General features: G+C 36.7%; 19 protein-coding genes. 10 read left to right on the top strand and 9 right to left on the bottom strand.

What is annotated here, in order from left to right:
* Nucleotides 1-11: 11 nt before the first annotated feature.
* From CCC20_RS07780 to CCC20_RS07805, 6 genes are all read left to right on the top strand, one after another.
* Entirely contained in the window at nt 12-560 is a 549-nt protein-coding gene (locus tag CCC20_RS07780) for a nucleotidyltransferase family protein (protein WP_013851488.1), read from the top strand.
* 141 nt (nt 561-701) lie between these two features.
* Entirely contained in the window at nt 702-1,133 is a 432-nt protein-coding gene (locus CCC20_RS07785; protein WP_013851489.1) for a CopY/TcrY family copper transport repressor, read from the top strand.
* 23 nt (nt 1,134-1,156) lie between these two features.
* Complete coding sequence (locus tag CCC20_RS07790; protein WP_287179884.1) at nt 1,157-3,394, top strand: heavy metal translocating P-type ATPase; 2,238 nt, start codon at nt 1,157-1,159, stop codon at nt 3,392-3,394.
* A 21-nt stretch (nt 3,395-3,415) separates the two neighbouring features.
* On the top strand, nt 3,416-3,619 hold the full coding sequence (locus CCC20_RS07795) for a heavy-metal-associated domain-containing protein (RefSeq protein ID WP_003063427.1): 204 nt from the start codon (nt 3,416-3,418) through the stop codon (nt 3,617-3,619).
* Between the two features lie 101 nt (nt 3,620-3,720).
* Nucleotides 3,721-4,338: a trimeric intracellular cation channel family protein gene (locus CCC20_RS07800; RefSeq protein WP_003063429.1), complete on the top strand. Its 618-nt coding sequence runs from the start codon at nt 3,721-3,723 to the stop codon at nt 4,336-4,338.
* 2 nt (nt 4,339-4,340) lie between these two features.
* Complete coding sequence (locus CCC20_RS07805) at nt 4,341-5,153, top strand: Cof-type HAD-IIB family hydrolase (protein ID WP_003063432.1); 813 nt, start codon at nt 4,341-4,343, stop codon at nt 5,151-5,153.
* A gap of 35 nt (nt 5,154-5,188) precedes the next feature.
* Here CCC20_RS07805 and CCC20_RS07810 read toward each other — a convergent pair whose 3' ends face one another.
* Both CCC20_RS07810 and CCC20_RS07815 read right to left on the bottom strand, forming a co-directional pair.
* The gene (locus tag CCC20_RS07810; protein ID WP_043910108.1) at nt 5,189-5,506 is read right to left on the bottom strand and encodes a hypothetical protein; all 318 of its coding nucleotides are present in this window, start codon (nt 5,504-5,506) and stop codon (nt 5,189-5,191) included.
* Between the two features lie 150 nt (nt 5,507-5,656).
* Complete coding sequence (locus CCC20_RS07815) at nt 5,657-6,214, bottom strand: TetR/AcrR family transcriptional regulator (protein ID WP_003063437.1); 558 nt, start codon at nt 6,212-6,214, stop codon at nt 5,657-5,659.
* A 133-nt stretch (nt 6,215-6,347) separates the two neighbouring features.
* On the opposite strand from CCC20_RS07815, the gene CCC20_RS07820 reads away from it, so the two are divergent.
* On the top strand, nt 6,348-7,193 hold the full coding sequence (locus CCC20_RS07820) for a DegV family protein (protein ID WP_003063439.1): 846 nt from the start codon (nt 6,348-6,350) through the stop codon (nt 7,191-7,193).
* A 24-nt stretch (nt 7,194-7,217) separates the two neighbouring features.
* Here the strand turns inward: CCC20_RS07820 and CCC20_RS07825 are convergent, their stop codons facing one another.
* Complete coding sequence (locus CCC20_RS07825; protein ID WP_003063440.1) at nt 7,218-7,733, bottom strand: YgjV family protein; 516 nt, start codon at nt 7,731-7,733, stop codon at nt 7,218-7,220.
* Nucleotides 7,734-7,738: 5 nt separating this feature from the next.
* The gene (locus CCC20_RS07830) at nt 7,739-8,323 is read right to left on the bottom strand and encodes an HlyD family secretion protein (protein WP_003063442.1); all 585 of its coding nucleotides are present in this window, start codon (nt 8,321-8,323) and stop codon (nt 7,739-7,741) included.
* Nucleotides 8,324-8,685: 362 nt separating this feature from the next.
* On the opposite strand from CCC20_RS07830, the gene CCC20_RS07835 reads away from it, so the two are divergent.
* From CCC20_RS07835 to lacD, 3 genes are read left to right on the top strand one after another with little or no spacing between them, the layout of a single operon-like run.
* Nucleotides 8,686-9,414: a GntR family transcriptional regulator gene (locus tag CCC20_RS07835; protein ID WP_013851495.1), complete on the top strand. Its 729-nt coding sequence runs from the start codon at nt 8,686-8,688 to the stop codon at nt 9,412-9,414.
* 44 nt (nt 9,415-9,458) lie between these two features.
* Complete coding sequence (locus CCC20_RS07840; protein ID WP_003063445.1) at nt 9,459-10,634, top strand: SIS domain-containing protein; 1,176 nt, start codon at nt 9,459-9,461, stop codon at nt 10,632-10,634.
* Nucleotides 10,635-10,644: 10 nt separating this feature from the next.
* Nucleotides 10,645-11,625 (top strand): tagatose-bisphosphate aldolase, encoded by a 981-nt coding sequence (lacD, locus tag CCC20_RS07845; RefSeq protein ID WP_058692749.1) that lies wholly within the window; start codon nt 10,645-10,647, stop codon nt 11,623-11,625.
* Nucleotides 11,626-11,913: 288 nt separating this feature from the next.
* On the opposite strand, the gene CCC20_RS07850 is transcribed toward lacD, so the two are convergent.
* From CCC20_RS07850 to CCC20_RS07870, 5 genes are all read right to left on the bottom strand, one after another.
* Complete coding sequence (locus tag CCC20_RS07850) at nt 11,914-12,630, bottom strand: GntR family transcriptional regulator (protein ID WP_003063448.1); 717 nt, start codon at nt 12,628-12,630, stop codon at nt 11,914-11,916.
* A gap of 397 nt (nt 12,631-13,027) precedes the next feature.
* Nucleotides 13,028-13,489: a helix-turn-helix transcriptional regulator gene (locus tag CCC20_RS07855; RefSeq protein WP_044906870.1), complete on the bottom strand. Its 462-nt coding sequence runs from the start codon at nt 13,487-13,489 to the stop codon at nt 13,028-13,030.
* Nucleotides 13,490-13,505: 16 nt separating this feature from the next.
* The gene (locus tag CCC20_RS07860) at nt 13,506-13,787 is read right to left on the bottom strand and encodes a hypothetical protein (protein WP_044906872.1); all 282 of its coding nucleotides are present in this window, start codon (nt 13,785-13,787) and stop codon (nt 13,506-13,508) included.
* A gap of 321 nt (nt 13,788-14,108) precedes the next feature.
* Nucleotides 14,109-14,537, bottom strand: a complete 429-nt coding sequence (locus CCC20_RS07865) for a helix-turn-helix domain-containing protein (RefSeq protein WP_233109324.1) — start codon at nt 14,535-14,537, stop codon at nt 14,109-14,111.
* 383 nt (nt 14,538-14,920) lie between these two features.
* Nucleotides 14,921-15,592, bottom strand: coding sequence for a helix-turn-helix domain-containing protein (locus tag CCC20_RS07870; protein ID WP_044906876.1), 672 nt, complete (start codon nt 15,590-15,592; stop codon nt 14,921-14,923).
* Nucleotides 15,593-16,031 lie beyond the last annotated feature (439 nt).

Below are 16,031 nucleotides of genomic sequence, written 5' to 3' on the forward strand. Positions count from 1 at the left end.
GGATGGGATTTATGGATTTACAAGCGTTATTTGTGCAAGATGAAGAGTTAATGATGATTCTTAGGATAATAGCAGAGCTGGGTTTGCAGGATTCTTGGCTAGCAGCTGGGACATTACGCAATTATGTTTGGAATGTCTTGTCAGGAAAAGCTGGCTTGATACAAGCAAGTGATTTAGATGTCGTTTTTTATGATGTCAATGTGTCTTATGCTGAAACGCTGGTGCTTCAGCAAGACCTTCAACAGCGCTATCCAGCCTATCAATGGGAAATCAAGAACCAGGTTTATATGCACAGCCATAGTCCAAATACGCTCCCTTACCAAAATGCGAGAGATGCTGTTAGCAAATATCCAGAGCGTTGCACAGCCATTGCAGCAAGATTGAACAATGATGAGTTGGAACTGTTTTTGCCTTATGGTGATGACGATATTGTTAATTTTGTCGTGCAACCGACACCGCATTTTTTAGCAGATAAGAAACGGATGCAGGTCTATCGTGAACGCCTTGCTAAGAAAGATTGGCAGGAAAAATGGCCAAACTTACAACTGCTTGATAAATAAGAATAATACGCTAGGTGAAACAGATTGCTTTAATTTTTGCAATGTGTTTTATTTTTTAATCTTTTATCGTTGACAAATGTAAACTATAATCGTATAATGAATCTACAAAAGTAAACCAAAACTATTTTAAAGGAGGTAACAATGTCAATTTCAAATGCAGAATGGGAAATCATGCGTGTTGTTTGGACGAAAGAGGAAACAACTAGCAGCCAGATTTTGGAAATTCTCGAGCAAAAGACAGACTGGACAGCCTCTACTGTTAAGACATTGTTGAAACGATTAGTGGATAAAGGCTATTTAGCAACACAGAAATCGGGTAAATCATTTCTTTATTCAACACTTGTTTCTGAAGAAGAAGCTATTAATCGACAAGCCGATGAGCTTTTTGATAAATTTTGTCAGCGCAAGCATACCGTAATTATCAAACATCTCTTGGAAACAACGCCGATGACAATGGCAGACATTAACGACTTGCAAGCTCTGCTATTGTCCAAAAAAGAAGAGGCACTTGAAGAAGTGCCGTGCAATTGCATCCCTGGGCAATGTCGCTGTAAAGAGCATTTGAGTGCTTAGGGTTAGATTGGAAAGGAAAATAAATGGCAAAAGAAGAAGTTTTCGTCATTGACGGCATGACCTGTGCAGCTTGTGCCTTAACGGTTGAAAATGCTGTTAAAAAGCTAGACCATGTTGACTCCGCTGTTGTCAATCTAACAACAGAAAAAATGACGGTGGATTATAATCCTGACTTAGTCAGTGAAAAAGAAATTGAAAAAGCGGTAGCAGATGCAGGTTATAGCGCCAGCGTTTTTGATCCGACAACGGCAAAGAGTCAATCAGAGCGCCAAAGTGAAGCCACACAGAATATGTGGCATAAGTTTCTTTTATCAGCTTTATTTGCGATACCGCTCCTCTATATTTCTATGGGAAGTATGGTGGGGCTTTGGGTACCAGAAATCATTAGCATGTCAGCTCACCCATTGAACTTTGCTTTGATTCAGCTGATTTTGACGTTTCCTGTCATGTATTTTGGACGTCGTTTTTATGTCAATGGCTTCCGCTCATTGTTTAAAGGGTATCCTAATATGGACTCGTTGGTTGCCTTGGCAACAACGGCTGCCTTCGTTTACAGCCTTTACGGTGTTTATCATATTATACTGGGGCATAGCCACCACGCGCATATGCTGTATTTTGAATCAGTTGCGGTGATTTTGACCTTAATCACTCTCGGGAAATACTTTGAAACGCTGTCAAAAGGTCGCACGTCAGATGCCATTCAAAAATTGGTGAAATTATCAGCTAAAGAAGCAACGGTTATCCGTGACGGTGTGGAACAAGCTGTTGCGATTGAGGACGTGCGCGTTGGGGACCTCATTTTAGTAAAACCTGGGGAAAAAATCCCTGTTGACGGTAGTGTGGTTTCAGGGCACTCAGCGGTTGATGAGTCAATGTTGACAGGGGAAAGTATCCCAGTTAAGAAAGTCACAGAGGATAAGGTTTATGGTGCTTCAATCAATGGACAAGGGGCGCTAACCATTCGTGCTGAAAAAGTTGGTGATGAAACCTTGCTCGCCCAAATTATTAAATTGGTTGAGGATGCGCAGCAGACCAAAGCACCGATTGCGAAAATTGCGGATAAGGTAGCAGGTGTTTTTGTTCCAACTGTTATCGTGATTGCGCTTGTCACCTTCATTTTCTGGTACTTGATTATGGGACAAACTTTTGTCTTTGCTCTCCAAGTTGCCATTGCGGTTCTTGTCATTGCTTGTCCTTGTGCGCTTGGTCTTGCAACACCGACAGCGATTATGGTCGGAACTGGTCGCGGTGCTGAAAATGGTATCCTCTATAAACGCGGTGATACCCTTGAAAATGCTCACCACCTCGATACCATTGTCTTTGATAAAACAGGAACTATCACCCAAGGCAAACCACAAGTTGTTGATATTTTTGCTTACCAAGGCGATAAAGATAAGCTTCTTGCACAAGTTGCCTCAATCGAGAAATTGTCAGAACACCCTCTTAGTCAAGCCATTGTGGAAAAAGCATCCGCAGATAAGTTAGCTTTGACAGAGGTCACACAATTTAAGTCCTTAACAGGATTTGGCTTGCAGGCCGATATTGACGGACAAACAGTTTACGTCGGAAACCGCAAGTTAATGGAAAAATATCAGGTTGACTTGACCGCTAGTCAAGAAGCGGTGCTGGCTGCGACTCAAAAAGGACAAACACCGATTTACATCTCGGCAAATGAACAACTACTAGGACTTATCACCGTAGCTGATTTGCTAAAAGTAGACAGTAAAGAAACCGTCGCTAAATTGCAAGAAAAAGGCATTGATGTTGTCATGCTGACAGGTGACAATAGCAAGACAGCGCAAGCTATTGCCAAACAAGCTGGTATCAAAAAAGTTATTAGCGAAGTTCTACCAGACCAGAAATCGCAAGCCATTCAGGATTTGCAAAGTCAAGGAAAAATGGTTGCCATGGTTGGTGATGGGATAAATGACGCACCTGCCTTAGCGGTAGCAGATATTGGTATCGCTGTCGGTTCTGGGACAGACATTGCTATTGAATCAGCAGATATTATTCTCATGAAACCAGAAATCTCAGATGTTCTGAAAGCCTTGAGCATTAGTCGTTTAACGATTAAAATTATCAAGGAAAATCTTTTCTGGGCATTTATCTACAATATCTTAGCGATTCCTGTCGCTATGGGTGTATTATATCTATTTGGTGGACCTCTGTTAAATCCAATGATTGCAGGACTTGCCATGGGATTTAGTTCAGTTTCAGTCGTCCTCAATGCCCTTCGCCTAAAATATATTAAACTGAATTAATGATAAACAAAGGAGTTTCACATGGAAAAAACGTATGAAGTTACTGGCATGAAATGCCAAGGTTGTGTCAAAACAGTGACAGAAAAATTGTCAGCTGTTCGTGGCGTTGAAAAAGTGGTTGTTGATTTGGATAAAAAACAAGCAACCGTCACAGGAAATCCTTTCAAGCTCTCCCTAAAACGAGCACTCAAGGGAACAAAATTCACCCTTGGAAAAGAAATTTAAAAGAATTTCAAAAATCATAAAAAAACAGACTCAGTGCTGTTTTTTTTTGCGTTAAAAATGATAAACTAGTCTAGTAAGAAAAAAATGAATTTGGAACGAAAATGACAATAGATGTTTGGGATATTTTAAGTATTATCGGAACGATTGCTTTTGCACTTTCAGGAGCTATTGTTGCCATGGAAGAAGATTTTGACATTCTAGGATTATTTATCTTAGGATTTGTAACAGCTTTTGGTGGTGGTGCCATTCGTAATCTTTTAATAGGATTACCCATTAGTGCGCTTTGGTCGCAAGGTCAAGCATTTTATTTTGCCTTGGTTGCTATGCTATTTATCATGGTATTTCCAAACATCATTACTCATAAAGGTTGGAGAAAGGCAGAAGTATTGACGGATGCTATCGGGTTAGCGGCGTTTAGCGTGCAAGGGGCTATGTATGCGGTGAAATTGCATCAACCCTTGAGTGCAGTCATTGTTGCGGCAGTTTTGACCGGTGCAGGTGGTGGTATTGTTCGTGATGTTTTAGCCGGGAGAAAACCTGGGGTGTTACGAAGCGAAGTTTATGCAGGTTGGTCAATTTTAGCAGCGCTAGCGATTTACTTTAAAATCGTCCATAACGATTCGGGTTATTATTTGCTTGTTTTGATTCTGACCATCTTACGTATGATAGGTTACTGGCGTCAATGGCATTTGCCAAAAATTAAACGGAAGGTCACTTAGAAATGATTAAATTAATTGCAATTGATTTAGACGGAACTTTACTCAATTCAGATAAAAAAATTCCTGATGAAAATGTCAAAGCTATCCAAAAAGCTGCTAAAGCAGGTGTGAAAATTGTTCTTTGTACAGGACGACCAAAATCAGGGATTCTGCCTTATTTTGAACGACTTGGCTTGACTGATGAAGAATATATTATTATGAATAATGGCTGCAGTATTTACAATACTAAGAATTGGGAGCTTGTCAGTTATGCCCAAGTGAATAATGACGAATTGGACAAACTAGACCAAGCGGTTGAGGGCTATCCAGAGGTTTGCTTGACATTGACAGGCGAAAAACATTATTATGCCGTTGGAAGCGAAGTGCCAGAATTGGTTCAATATGATGCAGGGCTTGTTTTCGATACAGCTAAAGCTGTTAGCATTGATGAATTGAAAGCTAGTTCAGAAATTATCTTCCAAGCCATGTATATGGCAAGAGCGCCTTATTTAGACCTATTCCAAGAAGCTAAAGAAAGTGCCTTGGAACCTGAATTTAGCGTGGTGCGCAGTCAAGAATACATCTTTGAAATTATGCCGAAAGGTTATACAAAAGCCACTGCTCTTAAAGCTTTGTCAGAAAAACTTGGCTTTACTCCAGCAGAAGTAATGGCAATCGGTGATGCTGCTAACGACATTGAAATGCTAGAATTTGCTGATAACAGTGTTGCCATGGGAAATGCGACTGACGAAGTCAAAGCGCTTTGCCGCTACGAAACAACAACCAACGACCAAGCAGGCGTAGCCCAAGCCATTTACGATTATGTGTTGAAATAACAAGTGAACCTGATTGATATGACTCAATCAGGTTTTTATTTGATAAAAATGGTTCTGTGGTGGCTAAGTCCTGCCTGACCAAATGTTTTGGCTACCTGTTTCCAGCTTTCTTTACTACTCGGTGTGGCTTCTTTCAAATCTTTAACCAATAATTTAATGTTCTTTTTCCATTGGCTACCTGTATCTGCCATGTAAACGCCGTCCAGAGTTTGCGTAATCGTGTAAAGGGAGTCAAGACATTCTTTTATGGTAATCTCTCTTAATTCCTTATGCTTTAATAGTGCCAACAAGGCTTCTCTGATTGTTAATCGAGTTTTTAAGGTTCTACAATTTAATTTTTCTTCTATTGCCATAATCTACCCCTTTAAAATCAACAAATGTATAGTTTGTGATTTGATTTTAGAACAAATGTTTACTTTTGCCAAAGAAAAAATGTAATCAAGATTAGGTAATTCACCCAAAATAAAATCCCTCCAACCAAATCGTGGTTAGAGGGGTTCTTTTCATAAGAAAAGGGGTAAACCAATAGCGGCTACTTCTTCGGCAGGAATTCGCATATCGTCGGCTACCCAGTTTGAGAGTACTGAGATAATGGCATTACTCCAGAAAGAATTAGTGTAGCGAGAATCATGCTTTTTCTTGAAACGTTGATAAGCTTTTAAGCGTTTAGAAACGATACTTGTCAATAGCTTTTCAAGGTGTTGTTCAAAAATCATTCGTAAAACGTTGGCTTCCTTTTTCGCCTCCGTCAATATGAAAAGCCACGCTTGGGAGAGCTGTGTCTTTAAATCGAAATTTTTGATGCCTCGAAAAATACGGCGAACAATTTGCGTTAAAATAGATTCAAGAATGGCTTCCTTAGATTTGTAATTTCGATAGAAAGCATTACGTGAAACGCCAGCTTTAGCGACGAGTTCAGAAATCGTAATTTGATTTAGTGGTTTCTTTTCAAGAAGAAGTAAAAGCGCAGTTTCAAGTGATTCACGCGTTAATTTTCGTGACTCCTTGTTGGACACCTGCAAATTTTGCAAGGATTTTTGTGAAATTGTTTTTTCCGTCATGACAAAATCCTCTCACTTGTGACGTCTGATTGTTTTTGATAGCTAAGATAAAGGCTCTAATGATATAATTTTAGGAGAAAATACTTTGTTTGTCAAATAATATCAAAATCAAAAGAAATGGAGGAAAAGAGATTTGACTTGGAAAATTGTGACAGATTCTGGCTGTGATATTAAACATATCGAAGCTATCGCAGACCACACAGAATTTCAAAATGTCCCTCTAACAATACAGATTGGCTCAGAAATTTTTGTGGATGATGAAGGGTTAGATGTCGATAATATGATGGCAAGTGTGTATGCAAGTCCTACATCATCAAAATCAAGTTGCCCAAGCCCAGATGCCTTCTTACAAGCCTACCAAGGCGCTGAAAATGTCATTGCTATTACGATTACAGGAAATTTATCAGGAAGTCAAAACAGCGCTCAAGTGGCTAAAAATATGCTTCTTGAAGAACACCCAAATGTTAATATTCATGTGATTGACTCACTATCTGCAGGCGGTGAAATTGACTTGATTGTTTTAGAGTTAAACCGTCTAATTGCTAAAGGTCTCAGCTTTGATGAGGTGGTCGAAGCGATTACTGCTTACCAAGCTAAGACCAAATTACTCTTTATTCTTGCTCGTGTGGATAACTTGGTGAAAAATGGTCGCTTGAGCAAATTGATTGGTAAAGTTATCGGACTTCTTAACATTCGTATGGTCGGAAAAGCTAGTGACGAAGGGACTTTAGAGCTTCTTCACAAGGCAAGAGGTCAGAAAAAAGCTGTTCAAGCAACAATCGATGAAATGTTCAAAGAAGGTTATCAAGGTGGTAAAGTCATGATTACTCACGCCAACAATGAAAAAGCTTGCCAACAGCTAAGTGATAAAATCAAAGAGAAATACCCTCAAGCCGATATCACATTTATCAAAGCTTCAGGACTTTGTAGCTTCTATGGTGAAGATGGTGGTATCTTATTAGGATACGAAACAAAATAAACGTTAAAACCCCCAAGATGAATATCAGTCTTGGGGGTTTTGTGTATGACGATTTAAGCCACTGTATTTTTTAATAGCAATAAGTGTTGTAATTGTGATGACCACGTCCATAACTAAAGCAGGATAGGCTTTAATGGTGAAGTCGTATAAAGACCAAAGTAGCATATTCTCAACCGTTACCCAGCGAAGCCATTGTACCTTATCAGTCAAAAAAGAAACGATAGTATAAGATACTGATGAAATCAAAGGTAAACAGCCGATTAATCCTAAATTATTGACATGCATGCCTAATGTTACTTGAATGATAACGAGGAGAACAGTTGTATAAATTGAATCCCATTTCTTAATCATGAGCGTATTTCGAATAATAGAAACACTGATAGAAATAGCTCCCGTATAGCCACCCAACAAAAAATTGGCAACCATGGTAAAGAAATAATCAGATAGTTGCCAACTCAACATGCTTTTCTTAGTTTTGGCAAAAGATGAGATTGCTAAACAAGTTGCGCCAATGGCTGAAAAGATAAGCCCGATTGACATAATAATTAGTATCCGTAAGAATCGCTATTAGTGATAGTCGAATCAGAATAAGTATTACCGTAAGTGCTGTATGTTGAATTACCTGAAGTAGTATTGTTTTGTGTAGTTGCTGCTGCGATAGCGTTAGAAACAGCATCCAAACGAGCTTGAAGTTGGTCTTTGACGGTTTCATTTGTTAGAACATCAATTGCTGCTTGTGCCGCAGTGACATTTGCGCTTGTTTGTTCAGATTCTGCCGTTGCAACAGCTGTTTCCGCATTGCTTTCATTGGTTACTTCAGCAGAGACAGCATCCAATTGTGATTGTAAATCTGTTTTTTTACTTTCATCAGAAAGTTTATTAATCGCTGCTTGTGCATTAGTAACAGCTTCTGATGTCGGATTAGCTTGTGCTTCTGCGAGTAAGGATGCCGCTTTAGCTTCTAAATCTTCTTCACTAGTAGTAGACGAAGAAGATGAGGTAGCAGTAGTTGCTTGTGAAGTTGAGTTGCTGGCATAGCTGTTACCAAAGATTAGGTAGATACCAGCTCCAAAGGCAATTAAAATAATACTAAGAATGAGATAAGTAACTTCACTTCTTGAGTTTTTCATGAAAGCTCCTTTTCCTTTTTATAAATTTAAAGATTCCTTCAATAACATAGTGTTATTAGATAAGTTCAATGATGTTAAACTTCTGCGAGTAACAAAGCATCTTCGTATATTATAACATAGAAATGACAGCGCATTAATTTTTTTTGAAATTCTCTCAAAAATTTTATATATGATTAACATAAATACTGTCCTTTAAAGTATTTTGAACGATCGAAAAAGGGCTCGTCTCTGTAAATTTATTATAAATTGAATGAATTTTGATCTGGTAATATAAATTGTAATTATTAACTATACATAATGTGTTGACAAAAAACAAATAATATAATAAACTATAAGTGGTTATAGCCAGAAAGGAGGAGAACGTGCGCACTAAAAAAAATCAACCTCTTTATCTACAATTAGTAGATATGTTGGAATTGGAAATAAGAAATTCGATGTCTCCAAATGATAAGTTGTTATCTGAACGTGAGTTGAGTACGACTTATGATGTTAGTCGTATTACAGTAAGACAAGCTTTAAAAGAATTGGAGAGTAGAGGACTGATTTACAAAAAGCAAGGTAAGGGAACTTACGTTTCTGAAATAAAAGGACCTACTACAGATTTAGCGTCTGCCTATAGTTTCACTGAACATATGAAAGAATTAGGCAAAAAGCCGCAAACCGATTTATTATCGTTTGAAAAGATGCAGGTAACTCCTTATCTTTCAAAGCATTTGAATTTGGAAGTGGGAACAGATATGCTAGAATTTGAGCGTCTACGAAAGGCAGACGGCAAGCCTATGATGTTTGAAAGGACTTATGTACCTGCTAGCTTATTTTCAGATTTGAAAAAAGAAAGACTGCAAGATAAGCCACTTTATGAAATTTTTTCAGAGGATTATAAGCAAATTATACGTCAGGCGGATGAAGAGTTCTATGCTAGTATAGCCCTTGATTACGAAGCAAAATTATTAGGAATCAAAAAGGGTGATCCTGTTTTACATATGGTACGTAAGACATTCAATGATAAAAATATGATTATTGAATTTACTTTCAGTATTGCGCGTGCTGATCAGTTTCGCTACCGAGTTATACATTATCCATCTAATTGATTAAAACCGTCTTCTATCTAATTTTAATCATGGAGGATTAGTAAATGTTTAATTTATCTTTTGAAGAACTAAAAACTATGGGTGCCGAGATAACGACACGCGAGATAAAACAACAACCAGAACTCTGGCAAGAAGTATTTGATTATTTCATCAGTAAAAAGTCAGAAATTGAAGAGTTTCTAAAAAAAGTAGTTGTTTCTTCTGGTGGAAAAAAAGTAAAAGTAATTTTTACGGGAGCAGGGACTTCAGAGTATATCGGAGAAACTATCTATGCCTATCTTCAAAAACACGGTGACACAGAACATTTTGACTTTTTAAGTATTGGAACAACAGATATTGTGTCATGTCCAGAGTATTATTTTTACGAAAATGATACAGTATTACTAGTATCGTTTGCAAGAAGTGGAAATAGCCCAGAGAGTGTGGCAACTGTTAATTTAGCAGAACAATTAATTAATAATGTTTACCATTTAACAATAACTTGTGCTGCTGACGGTGCTCTCGCTAAAAGAGCTAAGGAACAACAAAATAACCTTCTACTCTTAATGCCTGAGCGGTCAAATGATGCTGGGTTTGCTATGACAGGTAGCTTCTCTTGTATGATGTTGACATCTTTGTTAGTTTTTGATTTAAAAGCATCATTATCTGATAAAGAACGTTATATCAAGGTAATAAGAGAACTTGCCAACGACGTTATTACGAGGGAAGAAGAACTCCAACATATTGTTTCAAAAGATTTTAATAGAATTGTTTATTTAGGCTCAGGTTGTTTAAAAGGGTTAACACACGAAGCACAATTAAAAATTTTAGAGTTAACTGCTGGACAAATTGCAACTCTTTATGATTCATCAATGGGATTTAGACATGGTCCAAAATCGTTTGTTGATGAGCAGACTATTGTTATTACGTTTGTTAATAATGATCCTTATGTTCGTCAGTATGACTTAGATATTTTAGAGGAAGTTTACACAGATCAAGTGGCAGTGGAGACTCTTGCAATTGCTCAAAAAGGAAAATCAAATTTTTCTGGAGATAAATTTGATTTTGTAGAAGCAGAGCTTTTGCCAGATGCTTACCTTGCATTTCCAATGATTTTTGTAGCTCAAATAATAGCTTTATTGTCATCTGTTAAGGTAAAAAATTTACCAGATACGCCGTCAGCTACTGGAACAGTTAATCGAGTAGTTAAGGGTGTTACAATACATCCTTTTGAAAAATAGGAGAAGCGATATGGTAGTATTAACACAAGAAAAACGTAACTTGCTTGAAAAGCTTAGTCGTGATGGCGTGATTTCTGCTTTGGCATTTGACCAACGAGGAGCACTTAAACGCATGATGGCAAACTATCAAACAGAAGAACCAAGTGTTGAACAAATCGAACAATTGAAAGCCCTGGTTTCAGAAGAATTGACACCGTATGCGTCATCTATTCTTCTTGACCCTGAGTATGGTTTGCCAGCAAGTAAGGTTCGTGATGCGGATTCAGGTCTCTTGTTAGCTTATGAAAAAACAGGTTACGATGCGACAACAACAAGTCGTTTACCAGATTGTTTGGTAGAATGGTCAGCTAAACGTCTTAAAGAAGCGGGAGCTGATGCAGTGAAATTCTTGCTTTATTATGACGTTGATGGTGACGAATACGTTAATCTTCAAAAACAAGCTTATATCGAACGCATTGGTGCAGAGTGTAAAGCTGAAGATGTGCCATTCTTCCTTGAAATCTTAACTTATGATGAAAGTATCTCTGACAATACAAGCGCAGCCTTTGCCAAAGTAAAACCTCACAAAGTTAACGAAGCCATGAAAGTTTTCTCTGATGCCCGCTTTGGTATTGATGTGCTCAAGGTTGAAGTCCCTGTCAACATGACATATGTTGAAGGTTTTGCGGAAGGTGAAGTGGTTTACACTAAAGAAGAAGCCGCTAAAGCTTTCAAAGATCAAGAAGCAGCAAGTCATTTGCCATATATCTATCTTAGCGCGGGTGTTTCAGCAAAACTTTTCCAAGAAACGTTGGTATTTGCGGCTGAGTCAGGTGCAAAATTCAACGGTGTCCTTTGTGGACGTGCTACTTGGGCTGGCTCTGTACAAGTGTATATCGAAGAAGGCGAAGCAGCAGCCCGTGATTGGTTAAGAACACAAGGACGTAAAAACATTGAAGAACTTAATGAAGTCCTTGCCAAAACAGCTAGCTCTTGGACTGAGAAAGTGTAAGATAATAGTTACTTTGTTAGAGTATTAGTGATATCTTGCATATGAACTAAATATATTATACAAGTGGGAAATTACAATATAGTGATTTCCCATTTTTGTGTATTCGGTCTTATTAGTGAAAAATTATCGCTTCTATACTATTTATGCATCATGCAGTTTAAAGTTAGTAGGATGATAAGAGGTTATATCGTTATTTAGAGTTGATATGATGTCTAAACAACTAGGGGAATTGATCCTAAGGTTTTAGAATAAAATAAGGTATCAGGATAGGAAAAATTTTTTGTTCATCTAAAAATTTTGATGAGTGATTTCAGTTTTAAAGAAGTGCCAATGCTTGTATGTTTCAGAGTATTCTAAGATACGGCCATTTTTAGGATGTTTCATCGTTTTCAATTGGTAAATTACAGGTTCTTTATCTGGTAATTCTAACTGTGAAGCAATAGTTTCTGGTGCAGGGAAGATTACTTCAGTAGTTTCTCTGAATAAGGCCTCAGATAGATAGATATTGAAATCATGTCGGAAGCGTCTATAAATAGAATTGAATTTTTCTAAGGGCACATGTGAATCTAAAATATAATCATGTGGAATATAGGCTTGATGATATATATAAGGGGTGCTGTCGTTGTATTTAATACGGGTAATCTTATAATAATATTCACTTTTATGGAGATTCAATTTATTAAGATAATAAGGGTCGTTTCCTTTTTCGATAGAAAGCACATTTATAACATCTTGCTTTGTTGAGGAATCTTCAATATTTGAAAATTTAACGATCTTTTCTTTACGAGGTTGGGATACAAAAGTACCAACACCTTGCTTTCTAGTAATATACCCAGCTTTTTCTAGCTCTTTAAGAGCTCTAATAACGGTGATGGAGCTCACTTGATAACGAGTACAAAGCTCTGCTTCACTATAAAATCTATCACCACATATATAGTTATCTGAAATAATTTCTTCTTGTAATTCTTTTTGAATCATTCTATATTTTGGTTCTTTTTTAACCATTCTATTCAAATCCTCACAATATTAATACCAACCATTTTACTAGATAATAACTAATTTGTAAAATTAACTTGATTATAGGCTAAGTGATGGAAAATAACTGATTTATTTAAATATTTAATTTTAAATTTTATATATAATTTTCGATTGTCCGCATAAACACTATACTTTCAAGCAATTTGAAGTATAGAAAATTATTCAATTTACCACGAATTTACCACGATTGAATGAGCCTTGATATGACAATAAAATAGCACTAAAAAGACACCCTTAACACCTAAGCGGTGTCTTTTGTTAAAAAGCAGTCAATCCTAAGACTAACTGCTTTGTGTGTATGGATATGAAGTTGTCAAACTGGAATTTCATGAATTATCGCTTGCCTTAAACTTGCTGACACAAATCATTTAGTTTCCAATCCACTCAAATAGAATTGATATAACAAATACACCAGAGAAAATATACCAATTAACAAATACGCCACATTTTCTTTTAAAGATACTAGATAAGATGAGAATACAACAAAGCCAATAACCTTGATTACCGCTTTAATTTTGCGATTTTCAATCTTATCAATTTTACAACAGATAAAACGTACTCCAATAACCATAGGAGAAAATAAGATTGCAATCAAAATTAATATAATATTTTGCTTATTAAAAATAAGCTTTGATAACTGTTTTTTCTCATTATCCTTGATGTCCAAATACTGGTATAGCAATATAAGAGAGGCTTGGTCAGGAACACTTTTTCCCAATTCCCATTTCGAAATTGTCTGTCGCGTAACAAAGACAACATCAGCCAGTTGTTGTTGGGTTAAGCCCTTTTCAATTCTGGCTAATTTAATCAAATCTGATATTTCCATAGTTGTACTCCATTTATTATCTGTTTTTAATAGTGTCGCATAATGTTATTGCTAAACAAGCAACTATTACAAGAAAACTCATCTGATGTTTAATAACAACGAAAAATAGGCTAATTGCCAATAGCATACCGATAAAAGCAATCATACTATACTTGTATATCCTAGGATGTTTTTGGGATAATGCATTCGATATTTTTACAATTACCGCTATCATAGGAATAATTAATACCCCCATAACACCAAATAAAATCCCAGTTGCAACAACACTCATTTTGTTTTTCTTTAATTCCTTCAACATAAAAAGAACCTCCTTTGTTTTTGATACTTTGATATTAAAATAGAATTCTTTTTATGTCACGCAACGCTTGTGAAAACAGGCGCAACGGTAACGATTTTCATTCTGGTCATCGAAAGCAAAATGTAAATTTCCCAATCGAGAATTTCTTATCCATTTATACTGCCCAGACTGCTTTTCCCTACATTGTTTCTTTTTTCCCATGATACTGTACTTGTTCATCGGCTCTGCGTCTTGTGCGTCCGGCTCTGTGATGATTTATTTTTTCTTCCCTATAAACTGGAAGTTTCGCATTCTTTCAAGTAACGACTTTATGATTACTCACTACATATTTCGTGCATTTTTTCTCGTCATCCGTCTTTCTTTTATCTTTGTAAGAATACCAGATAAATACATAGCAATAACAATCAGAATCCCAAAGTTTAACCCTAATCCGCAACCCGCAATATTTTCGTATATGCTGTTAGGTGTATCTAATCCCAATGCCTCAATCGTTACAAATGCTAACATTCCTATAAATGCAATAATTGTTAAGAAAAATAGTCTTTTTCTTATAGTCTTGTTTATAGTTTCTGTGTAATCTGATAACTTTAATGCTGTTTTTTTCACTTCTTCATTCATTTTCTCACTTTTCCTTTCTCCATCGATAATTTCAGAAATACTTACATCATAAAACTCTGCAATTTCTACTAAAAGGCTAATATCTGGCATATTTATACCTGTTTCCCATCGAGATACGCTTCTTCCAGACACGCCTAATTGTTCTTGGGTAAGATTTTGTTCTTTACGAAGCTCTTTTAGAAAACTCCCAACTTTTTGCTGTTCTATTCGCTTCCTCCTTTCATCGATAGATTAGCTCATTTCATCTGTAAACAACACGACATAAAGTGAGAAATGCCGTATTTATAAGGATTAGACATATATGTCTAGTTTATTTCAATTAAGAAAATTCAAATTTGTCGCTTTCTTCATATCCACATTATAACAGTTCCATATATCCGCCACAATAAAAATCAGCATACCCTTAGCATTTTTCTATGGAACAAAAATGCACACTTTTTCTTTCTTCCTCTTGATTACCCCACAACAGAAAAGAAAAAGCTTTTTCTTTGCTGTATCTTCCATGCAAGAGGAAATTAAAGACCTCTGTTCCATTTCGCCTTTAGATAATCTTCATAATCTCCCTCATTAAAATCTAATTGTGGCGAAGTGTCGGGAATGTTGTTTCTGTTGTCTATATCTGCAAGCTGACGGAATATCCAATCATCATAAGGGTCATGGTATTTATACTCTTTGGGCTGTTCTCTGTATCGGTCTAACCCTCGCATTTCCTTATGTACTTTTATCATTCGTTCCAGTTTTTGACGTTGTATCAACTGCTTGATTTCCATAAGTTCTTCCAACTCCGTAACCTCATTGGTAATGTAGTTATGGATATACTGTATGAGTTTATATGCCTTGTAAAATCTGCATTCTTTTTCATCATTGAAAAACTCATTTTCAGACAGATAATCTAAGGAAACATTAAAGTCTTGTTCCCGTTTGATAATATCCATGATATAGGGCTCGGTGTGGTCGATATACTTCCATTCTCCCGACAATAATTCATTGGGTGTTACTCCCAACACGTCCATTATCTTCTCTAACGTATCAAAGGTAGGATAATTCACGCCACGTTCAATCTTGGAAAGGCTCTGCATATTGATACCGATTTTGTCTGCCAGTTCCTGTTGTTTCATTCCTCTGTGTTTTCTTATGGTCTGTATGTTCTCTCCCAAAAAACTCATTTTCTTTATATAACGTTCCATAACTTAGTATAGCTTCTCCTTTCCCGTCTTTTACGTTCCTTTATAAGCCTATCATACTTATTTTGTTGTAAAAAGTCAAGAAAAATATCTTGACAAGTAATTCTAATGGAGTTATTATCGTGGTAGATTGAGTGATTAAGCACGCTAGGGTCAATCACACGCTTGAGTAAGCATAGGAAAGATGTATTTTCATTTTGATAGCATGAATAAGCATGGACTATCAGACCGAAAATAAGGTTTCTGACTGGGGCTGTTCCGTTTAGCCACGAGCCTTACAAGGCTCGTGAGCGTCAAGAACGGATCAGACACAGGAAGAAAGGGAACGCCTTTAGGCGTTTATAAAGGGCGTATATGTAACACCGCCCTGCGTATACATGTCATAGTACCTAGAAACTGTGATAAATAAAGGAAAAAACACGATTTTTACCCCGCAAAAAAA

This window comes from Streptococcus sp. LMAG:39 (assembly GCF_008680485.1).
Lineage (GTDB): Bacteria > Bacillota > Bacilli > Lactobacillales > Streptococcaceae > Streptococcus > Streptococcus pasteurianus.